Genomic DNA, 12,198 nt, shown 5'->3' with positions numbered 1-12,198 from the left:
TATGTGACCTAAGCATCGCCGGAACTACTTCCGGCGATGTTTTTTATTTTGTCTTAAACAACTGCCGGAACATCTGTAGGTCAGCGGCACCCATCGCCAGCGTATCGCGTAACCGCCCTGCCCGTTCGCTCAATGCCATAAGCACGTCCTCATCATGATGCATAAACTGGTAATCAATGGCACCCCAAACAAGGCCAATAAATGACCGACATAAATCAACGACAAGGTCGCGTTGGTAATGCCGACAAATTCGCTTTCCGTACGGCTGCAGGTAAGGAATTAGGCGCTGCCCCCAATCGCTAACTTTATTCACTGGGGTTAACTGGTAAACGGTAATCACCCGTTTTTGTGTAAGATTCACAACCGCAATACACTGTTCCCGACGAAATAACCGTACCTTAGGATTATTACTTGTTGGGTCATCAATAGCCGTTGCATCCAACATAAACCGTCGCACCCACCGGTGAGCATCACTCTTAGGCACGTTAAATCGTTGATTAAGCCGCTTAACCGCGTGCTCCGTTGGGATAAATCCAGCCGCATTAATCTTTGTCATTCCGGTCCGCTCCCCTTTCATCCGCCTTTTCGTCTGGAAAAAGCATCAGCGCTAAATCGAACATATGTTCTGCTTTCAGTATACCAATTAGCAAAACCCTGTCAACGAGTAAATTAGAAGAATAACACTTCTGCCATAATTTAAAAAACGTTATTATAGATTAACAACGGAACGGGTAGAAAGAATTAAAAGGTATACATTATAAATGCTTATTCGCTTTAGCAATTTAACTGAACAGCTACAGCCTTCCGCCACTAAAATCAAATCATTAAAAAAGTGGAATTTACTCCTCATCAGTAAATTCCACTTTGGTCATTATTCAGTTTAACCGTCCTTGTTTAGTACAACCCACTAATCCGACCATCATTATCCACGTCAATTCCGTTTGCAGCCGGCACCTTTGGAAGACCTGGCATTGTCAAAACGTTCCCGGTCAGGGCAACAACAAAGCCCGCCCCCAGCTTTGGCATGAACTCCCGTACATGAAGCGTAAAATCAGTCGGCGCCCCGAGTAACTTCGCGTTATCCGTAAACGAATACTGCGTTTTTGCCATGCAGACCGGCAGGTGATCCCACCCATGGGCCGCAAACTCACGGAGTTGGCGCTTAGCCTTCGGCCCGTACTCAACCGCCGCACCATGGTAAATCTTCTTCGTGATCTTTTCAATCTTTGTTTGCAAATCGTCGTCAGCTGCGTAAACCGTTTCAAACGAATGCGGTTGTTCGCACGCTTCAATGACCGCCTGAGCAAGTTCCTGTGCGCCAGCACCGCCCTTAGCCCATACGTCAGCAACATGGGCCGTTGCGCCCAGTGAAGCACAAGCATCCTGAACGGCCTTGATTTCATCTGGAGTATCACTGGTGAAGCGGTTTAGCGCAACCACCACGTTTACCCCATACTGCTGCATGTTCTTAATATGACGAATGAGGTTGCTGCTCCCCTTTTCAACGGCAGCCACATTCTCGGTTTCAAGCTGATCCTTAGCAACGCCACCATTCATCTTCAGTGCGCGAACCGTTGCCACAACAACAACGGCATCCGGCGTCTTTCCGAGAACCGGCACCTTAATATCACAGAACTTCTCAGCCCCGAGATCAGCACCAAATCCGGCCTCCGTAACGGCGTAATCGGCGTACTGAAGAGCTGTCCGCGTTGCAATCACACTGTTGCACCCGTGTGCAATGTTGGCAAATGGTCCCCCGTGAACCAACGCCGGCGTATGGGCGATGGTCTGCACAAGGTTCGGCTTGATGGCGTCCTTCAGGAGCGTTGCGATCGCACCAACCACGCCAAGCTGCTTAACAGTAACAGGTTCCCCATCGTAGGTGTATCCAATCACAATCCGCCCAATCCGCTTCTTCAAATCAGCCATATCAGTAGCTAAGCACAGAACGGCCATCAGTTCGGAAGCAACGGTGATTTCAAACCCGTCTTCCCGTGGAATCCCCTGCTTAAGCCCACCGAGGCCAATCACCGTATGCCGTAATGCCCGGTCGTTAATATCAAGCACCCGTTTCCATGTTACATTCCGCGGATCAATGTTTAATTCGTTACCCTGGTAAATATGGTTATCAACGAGCGCCGCTAACGTATTATTCGCCGCCGTTAACGCGTGCATGTCACCCGTAAAGTGAAGGTTAATATCATCCATCGGAAGCACCTGGGAGTAGCCTCCACCAGTGGCGCCTCCCTTCATCCCCATTACCGGACCTAAGGAAGGTTCCCGCAGAGCTAACATGGTCCTTTTCCCTGCTAGCTGTAAGGCGTCTGCCAACCCGATTGAAACGGTTGATTTTCCTTCACCTGCCGGCGTAGGGTTAATGGCAGTTACCAGGATCAACTTCCCCCGAAGCGGCCGGGTCGGATCAACCGTTAACTTTGCCTTGTAGTTACCATATTGCTCAACCTGTTCAGGTTTAAAACCAGCTCGATCAGCAATCTTCGTGATTGGATCCATCGTGGCCTGTTGCGCAATTTCAATGTCATTCATGTGCGTTCCTCCTCGGTGTGTTCCTCAACGTAACTTTATCATCACCATTAGCATACCATGATTTTAATCCTTATGTTGTATTTTTTCCGAATTTATTTAGTATTGATTGGTGATATTGTTCGTGATTTTGATAGATGGAACATGTTCGCGGATCCCATCAACAAGTTGCTGCCGGACTTTTTTAGAAGCAAGCACCTTAATCGTCTGGTACCGGCCCGCAATTATAACCTGGGTCCGTAACACCGTTACCTCTTTAATCTGATCATACTTAATCCTCTTGGAATTAAAACCAATTACGGTGTGAACAGTTAGGATATCTTCACCCAAAACGACGTATCGCCCTCTAATTTGAACAACAGCAACGGCAATAAACAACAAGAATGTCAGCACTGTCCACACCTGAAAAACCGTAATTTCAAGCCACAGTAACAAACTCGTATCAAGGATCATCAACGAAAAGGCCCAACAAATTATGCTTGTCGGCCAATCTGGTTGAACATACAGCTTCTTTGTCATTTTTATCCCTTCTTTGCAGGAATTTTGTCAAGCGTGTACCGGCCCAATTTTCCCTTCCGGCAATCAAAAATTAACCGCTCACTGGCGCGATCATAATCAGCCCGAAAACCCATCCGTTTGGTAAGTGCTAACAGCACCTCCACGGTTGGTTGATCCAGTTCCTCTGACGTTAAGTGATAAACCTTTTCAAGCAACTGGGCGTGGTGGTTGACGAAATGTTCGAGCGCATACAATGCAACGTCGTCCTTAGCAAATAACGTGTCCTTAATTGCCCCGGTTAAAGCCAACTTTTTACCAACAACCGGGTCCTCGAACTTCGGCCACAGGATTCCCGGCGTATCCAAAAGTTGCAGGTTATCCCCCGCCTTTAACCATTGCTGGGACTTCGTGATTCCGGGCCGGTTCCCAACCTGAGCGATTTTTTTATGAACAAGGTGGTTTAATAACGTTGATTTACCCACATTGGGAATTCCCAGACACATCACCTTTACTCGCTGGGACTTAATTCCCCGTGCAGCCCGCTGAGCCAGCTTATCGGCTAATACCTCGCGGATCTTGGCTTCAAGGGACTGGAGGTTATCCCGGATACTATCAAACGCCATGGCTGGTTGCCCGTGTTGTTCGTAATAATCACCCCACCGTTTTGTCATCTGGGGATCTGCTAGGTCCCGCTTTGTAAGCACAATGATACTTGGTTTATTTTTTAACACCGATGCAATCTGGGGATTCCGGGAAGACTCCGGCAGCCGTGCGTCCACTAGTTCAAGTACGATGTCGACTAGCCGTAAATTTTCCTTTACCTGCCGCATCGCCTTTGCCATGTGACCAGGAAACCACTGAATACTTGCCATGCTAACCACCCTTTCTCCTTAAATGTAGATAATCATCCGCGTCCGGTAACGTTCACTACTCCATCTGAGCGAGATACTGCTGCCAGGCCTCGTCAAAAACCGTCATCCCGGAAAGATAGCTTCCGTTTAACTCAAGGTACTGGGAGAGTTCGTCATAATCGCAGGATTGCTTGGGAAAACTTTGATCATAGAAGGCCCGGTTAGCAAATTCCGCCACTGCCCGGTGATCGTCTGGATTACGCTGAGTCATCAGGTACTGATAAAAACTTTGCCGATACTTCATTAACATCCTCCTTTAATTCCGTGGTAATCCAATCAAAACGCGGTACCGACCATTCTTAAGGTCTATGTGCATTAGCCGCACACTAAACTGCTGCTTGGAGGTAAGGTGGTTTAGATTAAGGATTACTTGTTTTTTAGCCGGTTGAACAGTAAGACATGTTGGAAGAGTAATATTATTTTTAAAATACTGCATCGTTAGCTTAACGGGAACTGCTACCTGGCCAAACGTAATCTGCCTAACAACCAGCCGTAGATTTCCCTGCGGGGTTGTTATTGGAACCGTCGTAATCGTAAAAGTTACTGTCTGTCCCATCACCTTAGTGTGCCCCGTAATTAATGCTTCATTCGAAGTTAGCCGAACATGATACCGGACATCCCCGGTTGCTTGCTGATTTAAGAAATAATCTAAAATCGCCGTAAGCTGGTTATTATTCAGCGTTGTTGATAATGAAGTCCCCGTTGTCGGGACACTGGTTTCAATTTTACTTTGCGGGACACTTGGAGTCGTAATTCGCCAAAAAAGGAGGGCTCCCCCCGCAATAATCAACGCTACCAAAATGGTAAACGCCCACTTCCACGGGTTCACCTGCCGGGATTTACGGCCTTGTTGTCGTCTTTGTTCCATGATGAAGCCACCTCCTTTGTTCTTGGTTAATCCGATGGGTAACCTGCTGGGCAATATAACGATATCCCCGCTCATTAGGGTGTAATCGGTCTGTAGAGGACAGCCATGCATTCTTCCCCTGAGCGGTTACTAGCAACTGTGAAACACTCGCACTGGAAAGCAGTGGTGTATTGGCCGCTGCAAATTGGCGTAATTGACGGGATGGCTGCGTTTGCCCGTACTGACCATACCCTATCCGACTAATATTAACGTAGTACATGTTTGGTTGCTGCCGTGTAACCCGTCGAATTGTGTAATTCCAGGTTGTTACCCCGGTATTTAAAACCGAATTCGTTGCTAGTTCAACATAAAACGGGTTGTAAATTCCCAGCACAAAAACGGGAGCAGTCCTATTCAGCTGCCGAATTCTTTCTAAAAGGGCCCGCAAATGCTCAGTATATGTTGCAGCTGCCGGGGCAATTAAGTGCTTAGCATCCGTCCGGGAAAGATCTTTACGAGCGGCACTAATTGCACTTAACGCATCGTTTCCTCCCGCCGTCACGGTAATAATATCTGCTTGCCGGAGGTGCCGTTGCAACTGCGGATTACCGTTGATTCGATCCATTACCCGCGAAGTTATATCACCGGCCTCCCCAGCATTCACCGTGCTCAGTCGAACCGACGTACTGTGAGAAAGAGAGCGCGCAACGAGTGGCACAAAGCCTCCGGCTGTTTGCGGATCGCCAACACCCTGGGTAAGAGAATCACCAACAGCTACCAGGCGAACCAGGCGCCGGCTTGTAGGGTGCACTGGTTGGGAATGTTGAACTGACCGCATTAGGAACCATCCAAGCGCAAAGAAGATTGCTGCCATCCCCCCGAGGATTCCTAAATATTGAGCTGCTCGTTTTACCAGCCGCATCCCGTTTCCTCCAATCAAATTATTTCCATTATAGTGGGAAAAGAACTCCTTGACTAGCCAAAGACAATTATTTTTAAATCGCCATCAAAAAACTTACCTCGCCGATTAATTTTTGCTATGCTAATCAGCGTACCCTTATGGTATAAACAGAGAAAGGAATTTCATATAAAATGACAAAACAACATAAACTAACCAACCATCCCTGGCTCGCCCTCCTTGGACCGATGCTAGGCGCCTTTGTCGGAATGCTTTCTGAAACATCCCTAAATATTGCTCTTCCCCAGCTTTCACGAAGTTTGGCAGTGGGAAACGACCTCCTTCAGTGGATCGTTACGGGTTACATGCTCGTTATCGGAATCGTTCTTCCATTGTCTAGCCTTCTTACTAAATGGCTAACAACTCGTCAGATCATCACAACCGGACTGAGCGCCTTCATTGGGGGGGCCGTAATTTCAGCGCTTGCCTCTAACTTTTCCCTCCTCCTTGCTGGGCGGATGATTCAGGGGATTGGAACAGGAACAATTTTACCCCTCATGTTTACCGTTGCAATGAACATCTTCCCACCTGAAAAAATGGGGACGGCGATGGGGGCCTGCTCGCTAGTTATTATGTTTGCTCCAGCAGTAGGACCAACTTTAACGGGACTTATCCTCGCTAAACTTTCCTGGCACTGGATTTTCTGGCTCTTCATTCCATTCCTGCTGGTTGCCCTGTTCTTTGATCTTAAGTTCTTACCAAACATCAGCAAACTAACCCGCGAACCCGTTGACTTTATTGCAGTCATTCTCTCTGCTCTCGGATTTGGGTTAGTTGTCATGGGCTTTAGCTTTGCCGCCCGGTTTGGCTGGACCTCCGTCATTGTTTTAGGCTGTTTATTAGTGGGGATCGTGGTGTTGGGATTGTACACGCACCGACAATTAACTCAGCAACACCCGATTTTAAACCTACGCATTTTTGCCAACAGCGCATTTACTAAGGGAACCCTTCTGGTAATGATTAACTTCGGGGTAATTTTATCTGCAATGTACCTATTACCCCAATATATCCAAAACGGGCTACTCCTCCCAGTTGCCCTTACGGGGATCATCATGCTACCTGGCGGAATCATCAATGCCATGGTTTCAGGGTTAGCCGGCCGCCTCTTTGACAATTATGGCGCCAAAGTATTGGCGACCCTTGGCTTCATGATTACCACAATAGGGGCTATTATGCTTACCTGCGTTACACCCCATTCCCCCATCTGGTACGTCATTGCTGCCCACGTTATTCTGATGATTGGATGTCCGTTAGCAATGTCCCCTGCCCAAACGCACGCACTTAACGCTCTTCAACTATTTGAATCCGCGGATGGAAGCACAATTATCAACACCCTCCAACAGGTTGTCGGTGCCATCGCCACGGCGTTAGCAACAAGTTTTCTGGGGCTGGGAACGGCAGCTTACCACGGTACTAACCATGCCGCTGCATTTACCAACGGGGTTCACTTTGGGATGGTATTTACCGTTGTTTTGACGGTGGTTGGGTTTTTGATCGCCCTTTCACTGAAAAAGGAACCAGAAAGTCACGACGTCACTCTTACTGACGAATAAGCTAACTTAACTAAAAGCGACTGGAATAGAAACACTATTTCAGTCGCTTTTTTTACAATGATCCTATTAATTTTTGATTTCACGGCGATAAAACATCGCCTTTAATTCATCAACTACAAAACTTAAAAGAAGACATCCTCCAAAAATAATTACCCCCACTTGCCAAGAAACTGGTGCTAACACAACTCCTCCTACCGCAAAAACAAACGATAATAAACAATTCCCTAAAGTAGTGTATATAACGGCTGCACTAGGGATTTCTTTCCAAAATAACCCCGTTGTCCGCGTCATCCAAATTGTATCCATTGCGGTGAACATTAAATACAGGTACATAACTGTTTCAATCAGCGTTGGTTGTACACGAACGCCATAGTAGAGCCAGCTAAACAATCCTAATCCTAAAGTAGTCCAAAAAACGGTGAATAACCCTGCAATTAATGTCAGACGCTTAAAGTTCCATTTTTCGGGTTGAAGTGTTACCTGAACCCGATCGGTCCCCAAAACCATTGTAACTACATCATTTAAAATGGCTAACATTATAATCGCATTTAAACTAACAGGTAGGATTCCCGCTATTACGTACCCTAATGTTAAAATGACAGTTAATTCAGCGGTGCGTGCTAGTTTAGTAATCGTCCACGTCATCATTCGTTGATAGACCCGATGACCACTCGCAAACAAACGTAATAATGGTAAAAGTCCTGCATCAAGCATTGTTACTTTAGCCGTTCTCTTAGCAACCGCCGATGCATTATACATCGCGATTCCTACGTCTGCCCTTTTCAATGCAGGTGCATCGTTTACCCCATCTCCTGTCATTGCAACAACGTGTCCAGCAGCTTGAAACTGCTGAACAAGTGCAAGTTTCCCTTCCGGTAATACCTCCGCAACACAACCTACGTCAGATAATTTTATCCCTGCCAATTCGTTCCCTGTAATAACCCTTCCGGGAATTCCGAGTTTTTTAGCAATTATTCGCGCTGCTTGAATACTATCGCCCGTAACCATTACGGGATGAATTTTATTGACTATTAATCGATTAATAGTTTCTTGGGCATTTGGTCGCAGTTGATCATCAAGCGCAAAAAGTGCTGCTGGCTGGTTATTAATCGTAAGAACAATTGTCTGTCCTGCCACCGGCCGCTTAAATTTCATCGTTATTAAATACGATCCATTATGAACTATCCGTGGTGCCCCTAACTGGACATCATATTGATGATGGTTCCACATAATTGTCGCCGCTGAATATCCTGTAAGGGTGCTAAACTCCTGATAATCTTTTATCGTAACCTCATCCTTTACTGGATTTAATAGATTTTGCAATGCTTGATCAACACGACTGGGTTGCCGCCAATCAGTTAACGCTTGTGCAAACGCAATAATAATTTTATCTGGATAATCACTTAAATTAACCATCTGGTCAATCACTGGTTTATTTGTAGTTAGCGTTCCCGTTTTATCAAAGAGAACCGTATCAACAGTTGCCGCCGTTTGAATTCCATTCAACTCACGAACAATAATACGTTCATCACTCAACTTTCGCGCTTCCAGTGAATTAGCCACACTAAAACTTGAAGGCATCGCGATTGGAATTGTCGCAATAAAAAGAATGCCAATTAGCGGTAGCAAATTAAGCAGTGGTTCATGCCGCATCAACGCTACCCCAGCCAAAATCACCACCAGAACCGCATCAACAGCTGCAAGTAAATTAATAATTCGCTGAAGAAGATGTTGTAATCGTCCGGGTGCATGAGAGGTAGTCACTAACCGAGTGATTTTCCCTACCTGACTTGCTGCCCCTGTCCTAAGAACAATAGCAGTTGCAGTTCCGCGGTCAACCTGAGTACCAGCCATCAACGTCATCCCAACACTCCGTTGAATTGCCTTACTCTCTCCGGTAATAAGGCTCTCGTTTGTTGTAATCATTCCATCAATAATCTGAACATCAGCCGGAACCAAATTTCCGCTCCGTAAATTAATCACATCATCCCTAACAAGTAAGCGCGCTGGAATCATTTTCCATTGTCCATCGCGAAGAACACTAACATCCGGAACAACCTGTTTTGTTAATGGAGCAAGCGCTCGAACCGCCCGCTGATTTTGGAGTGCGCCATTAATAGCCGCAAAAAGTAACAACGCAACGATAAAACCAGCTTGGAGCATGTTTCCCGAAATTAATTCAATAACCAACGCACCCTCAATTATCCACGCAGTGGGCTCCCACAACCGTCGTCCAACCAAAGTCCATAAATTTGTTTTATTCATTTTTACTTCGTTCGGACCGTCCGTAGCCAATCTTTGAGCTGCAACTTTGCTAGACAACCCCTGATTCATAAAAAAACCTCCCATCAGTTCCCTGACAGGAGATTGCCCCCTAATCAGGGCCAATTCATTATGAACTTAATCCTTATCAACATCGTTTGGATAATGCGCAAGTCTTGTTCCATCCTCACCGAGCTCCTCTTCGATTCGGAGTAACTGGTTGTACTTTTCAACCCGTTCGGAGCGGGCAGGTGCGCCTGATTTTAATTCAGCAGCGTTAGTAGCAACCGTAAAATCAGCGATAAAGGTATCACCCGTTTCCCCCGACCGGTGTGACATCATCGTTGTATACCCATTTTTGCGTGCAAGCCGAATTGTTTCCAACGTCTCTGTTATTGTTCCAATTTGGTTCAACTTAATTAAAATACTATTACCCATTCCCATTTTAATTGCTTTTCGCACCAAAATAGGATTTGTGCACACCGGATCATCGGCTACTAGTTGAACGCGGTGTCCGTATTGTTCAGTAAAACGCGTAAAGTTTTCCCAATCGTCCTCACCATACGGATCTTCAATCGATATAATCTCTGGAAACTTATCAAGTAAGGTGCCGTAATACTTACCTAATTCATCCGGGGTGTACGTTTTTCCTTCTAACCGATAGTTTCCCGTTTGCGAATCATATAGATAAGACGCTGCTGCATCAAACGCTACTGCAATTTCCTTTCCCGGAACATAGCCGGCAACTTTAATTGCATCATGCAATAACTGAAGCGCTTCTTCGGAAGACTTCAGGTTAGGCGCAAAGCCCCCTTCATCACCAAGACCAGTTGAGTACCCTCGTTCTTCAAGGATTTGCTTCAGGGTATGATACGTATTTGCAATTTTTTCAAATCCATCCCGAAAACTTGTCCGCTGAACTGGCGTAATCATAAATTCCTGCATGTCAATATCATTAGCAGCGTGTTCTCCTCCATTGATGACATTATGAAATGTCTGGGGTAACTCCAAGTCCGTTCCACCCAAATAGCGGTAAAGCGGTTGTTTGGTTTCGTTAGCTGCCGCCCGTGCAACAGCCATGGAAACACCGAGAATTGCATTGGCTCCCAGTCGCGCTTTATTCGAAGTACCATCAAGGGCAATCATCGTCTGATCAACATGAGCTTGGGCTAATGGGTTTAACCCATGGAGAGCAGTATTAATTTCCGTATTGATATTTTTTACGGCTTGTAATACTCCTTTACCCATTAATCGGCTACCACCGTCACGAAGCTCAATGGCTTCCTTTTCACCGGTAGAAGCACCAGAAGGAACTTCCGCCCGCCCCATTATTCCATCGCTTAAAATTACATCAGCTTCAACGGTCGGATTCCCACGTGAATCAAAAACTTCCCGTGCCTTAACCTCTTCGATTTTTGTAACCATTAAAAAAACCTCCTCAGAAATCCTGAGAAGGCTGCCAGACACCCGTCTACCAACCCCTCAGGTGATAGACGTCATCAGCTTATTAAGCGGTTACGGCAAACGTCATTGCCCTAATACACCCTCATTCTAACATCTTTTTTTTATAATGCAACTTAAACAACACCATTTATAATAATGTCCCCAAATGTTCATTCTCTGTCAAAAATGGTATATTAATGATAGGAAGCGGTTACTGAAAGGATTTGATCACATGGAAAAATTCTATAATGTTAAGTTCCACACCATTGATGGTGCAACGCTCATTAAGCGTGGCATTGCTTCTGCTAAAACCGGAGCGGATATTTGGCATGATGCCGTTGAAAGCTACGATGACGACTTCATCTGCCTTAAAATTAACGACAAAACTCTCGTTGATCTTCGTCGCGCCAACATTGTCCGGATTGTAATGACGGAGGTTGATGGTCCAATTACCAAACGCGAAAAACAACGTGATGAGATCCGAGCGGCAGTTAACACCCTTGCTGAAATCGGGCTATAGAGGCATTATTCTATTAGACAAAGCAAAATATGCGGGATAAAGGCCCTACACTAAATCCTGTTGATATGGTTAAACGTTAGAACTGTGTCAGCGGGATTTCTTAGTACTTTAAAAAATAAAAACCGCAGCTCCAGAAATAATCAAACACCACATAAAAACTTGACGCTATAAACTCTATTTAATAATTGTATTCACTTCACCCTTGATAGTAAAAACGATAATATCGTTTTTACTGATTACCAGACAGAATTATAATACGGTCGACCAGCAAAAATTTACTATAACATCCTTAAAGTGACGACTAAGCCCGGCCAACTTGTGCTTTTTTAACGTTTGCTCACAATAACACGCACACGTATCAACCCCATACCTGACAGTAACCTCTTCTGCAAAAGAACTACAATTTCCACAATTATAATTAACTTATCCGCTGAAAATGCGAAAACGCAAAAAACGTCGCCTAAAAATAGGCGACGCACCTTAGTTATCAACATGATTTAACCAGCTAGCCTATTATTATCGGGTCACGCTTCCCGCCTTTGTTGGTCATGCTTGCGGTTCACAATCATGAGAACGAAAGCGGCAACGACGCCGGCCCCGGCAACCAGCACGCTGATAAAGAAGATGATCTTATAAGCTGTAATCGGGTTATGCTGGTCGAT

Annotated in this window: 11 protein-coding genes and 1 riboswitch; of the genes, 2 read left to right on the top strand and 9 right to left on the bottom strand. The window is 45.6% G+C overall.

The genetic code is table 11. The features are described from left to right. Nucleotides 1-43: 43 nt before the first annotated feature. The 7 genes from ACI3EZ_RS00055 to ACI3EZ_RS00025 all read right to left on the bottom strand — a co-directional run bounded on the left by ACI3EZ_RS00055 (nucleotide 44) and on the right by ACI3EZ_RS00025 (nucleotide 5,722). Nucleotides 44-556, bottom strand: a complete 513-nt coding sequence (locus tag ACI3EZ_RS00055) for a hypothetical protein (protein ID WP_405025117.1) — start codon at nucleotides 554-556, stop codon at nucleotides 44-46. A gap of 338 nt (nucleotides 557-894) precedes the next feature. After that, on the bottom strand, nucleotides 895-2,547 hold the full coding sequence (locus tag ACI3EZ_RS00050) for a formate--tetrahydrofolate ligase (protein WP_405024110.1): 1,653 nt from the start codon (nucleotides 2,545-2,547) through the stop codon (nucleotides 895-897). A 96-nt stretch (nucleotides 2,548-2,643) separates the two neighbouring features. After that, complete coding sequence (locus ACI3EZ_RS00045) at nucleotides 2,644-3,063, bottom strand: EbsA family protein (RefSeq protein ID WP_405025116.1); 420 nt, start codon at nucleotides 3,061-3,063, stop codon at nucleotides 2,644-2,646. A 2-nt stretch (nucleotides 3,064-3,065) separates the two neighbouring features. Further along, the gene (ylqF, locus tag ACI3EZ_RS00040) at nucleotides 3,066-3,914 is read right to left on the bottom strand and encodes a ribosome biogenesis GTPase YlqF (RefSeq protein WP_405025115.1); all 849 of its coding nucleotides are present in this window, start codon (nucleotides 3,912-3,914) and stop codon (nucleotides 3,066-3,068) included. A 55-nt stretch (nucleotides 3,915-3,969) separates the two neighbouring features. Continuing rightward, nucleotides 3,970-4,197 carry a YozE family protein gene (locus ACI3EZ_RS00035; RefSeq protein WP_405025114.1) on the bottom strand — a complete coding sequence of 76 codons (228 nt, stop codon included), beginning with the start codon at nucleotides 4,195-4,197 and terminating at the stop codon, nucleotides 3,970-3,972. Between the two features lie 12 nt (nucleotides 4,198-4,209). Then, entirely contained in the window at nucleotides 4,210-4,821 is a 612-nt protein-coding gene (locus tag ACI3EZ_RS00030) for a DUF2140 family protein (protein WP_405025113.1), read from the bottom strand. Then, nucleotides 4,793-5,722 (bottom strand): GDSL-type esterase/lipase family protein, encoded by a 930-nt coding sequence (locus ACI3EZ_RS00025; RefSeq protein ID WP_405025112.1) that lies wholly within the window; start codon nucleotides 5,720-5,722, stop codon nucleotides 4,793-4,795. The genes ACI3EZ_RS00030 and ACI3EZ_RS00025 overlap by 29 nt, the downstream gene beginning before the upstream one ends. 170 nt (nucleotides 5,723-5,892) lie before the next feature. On the opposite strand from ACI3EZ_RS00025, the gene ACI3EZ_RS00020 reads away from it, so the two are divergent. Beyond that, the gene (locus tag ACI3EZ_RS00020; protein ID WP_405025111.1) at nucleotides 5,893-7,311 is read left to right on the top strand and encodes a DHA2 family efflux MFS transporter permease subunit; all 1,419 of its coding nucleotides are present in this window, start codon (nucleotides 5,893-5,895) and stop codon (nucleotides 7,309-7,311) included. A gap of 66 nt (nucleotides 7,312-7,377) precedes the next feature. On the opposite strand, the gene ACI3EZ_RS00015 is transcribed toward ACI3EZ_RS00020, so the two are convergent. Next, nucleotides 7,378-9,645 (bottom strand): HAD-IC family P-type ATPase, encoded by a 2,268-nt coding sequence (locus tag ACI3EZ_RS00015; RefSeq protein WP_405025110.1) that lies wholly within the window; start codon nucleotides 9,643-9,645, stop codon nucleotides 7,378-7,380. 66 nt (nucleotides 9,646-9,711) lie between these two features. After that, nucleotides 9,712-10,998 (bottom strand): phosphopyruvate hydratase, encoded by a 1,287-nt coding sequence (gene eno, locus ACI3EZ_RS00010; RefSeq protein ID WP_405025109.1) that lies wholly within the window; start codon nucleotides 10,996-10,998, stop codon nucleotides 9,712-9,714. A gap of 58 nt (nucleotides 10,999-11,056) precedes the next feature. Then, a riboswitch (Fluoride riboswitch) is annotated at nucleotides 11,057-11,117 on the bottom strand. Nucleotides 11,118-11,248: 131 nt separating this feature from the next. Between eno and ACI3EZ_RS00005 the strand changes: the two genes are divergently transcribed. Continuing rightward, complete coding sequence (locus ACI3EZ_RS00005; RefSeq protein WP_405025108.1) at nucleotides 11,249-11,536, top strand: chromosome partitioning protein ParB; 288 nt, start codon at nucleotides 11,249-11,251, stop codon at nucleotides 11,534-11,536. Nucleotides 11,537-12,198: the final 662 nt, after the last annotated feature.

The sequence above is a fragment of the Ligilactobacillus sp. LYQ60 genome, from assembly GCF_045033015.1.
Taxonomy (GTDB): domain Bacteria; phylum Bacillota; class Bacilli; order Lactobacillales; family Lactobacillaceae; genus Ligilactobacillus.
The sequence above is the reverse complement of the archived record's forward strand: the minus strand, read 5'-3'. Positions and strand labels throughout refer to the sequence as shown.

What these genes read in the sequence shown, in the direction of transcription:
- ACI3EZ_RS00030 (WP_405025113.1), bottom strand. Translation starts at nt 4,821, where the DNA reads ATGGAACAAAGACGACAACAAGGCCGTAAATCCCGGCAGGTGAACCCG.
- ACI3EZ_RS00025 (WP_405025112.1), bottom strand. Translation starts at nt 5,722, where the DNA reads ATGCGGCTGGTAAAACGAGCAGCTCAATATTTAGGAATCCTCGGGGGG.
- eno (WP_405025109.1), bottom strand. Translation starts at nt 10,998, where the DNA reads ATGGTTACAAAAATCGAAGAGGTTAAGGCACGGGAAGTTTTTGATTCA.
- ACI3EZ_RS00050 (WP_405024110.1), bottom strand. Translation starts at nt 2,547, where the DNA reads ATGAATGACATTGAAATTGCGCAACAGGCCACGATGGATCCAATCACG.
- ACI3EZ_RS00005 (WP_405025108.1), top strand. Translation starts at nt 11,249, where the DNA reads ATGGAAAAATTCTATAATGTTAAGTTCCACACCATTGATGGTGCAACG.
- ACI3EZ_RS00015 (WP_405025110.1), bottom strand. Translation starts at nt 9,645, where the DNA reads ATGAATCAGGGGTTGTCTAGCAAAGTTGCAGCTCAAAGATTGGCTACG.
- ACI3EZ_RS00020 (WP_405025111.1), top strand. Translation starts at nt 5,893, where the DNA reads ATGACAAAACAACATAAACTAACCAACCATCCCTGGCTCGCCCTCCTT.
- ACI3EZ_RS00035 (WP_405025114.1), bottom strand. Translation starts at nt 4,197, where the DNA reads ATGAAGTATCGGCAAAGTTTTTATCAGTACCTGATGACTCAGCGTAAT.
- ACI3EZ_RS00045 (WP_405025116.1), bottom strand. Translation starts at nt 3,063, where the DNA reads ATGACAAAGAAGCTGTATGTTCAACCAGATTGGCCGACAAGCATAATT.
- ylqF (WP_405025115.1), bottom strand. Translation starts at nt 3,914, where the DNA reads ATGGCAAGTATTCAGTGGTTTCCTGGTCACATGGCAAAGGCGATGCGG.
- ACI3EZ_RS00055 (WP_405025117.1), bottom strand. Translation starts at nt 556, where the DNA reads ATGACAAAGATTAATGCGGCTGGATTTATCCCAACGGAGCACGCGGTT.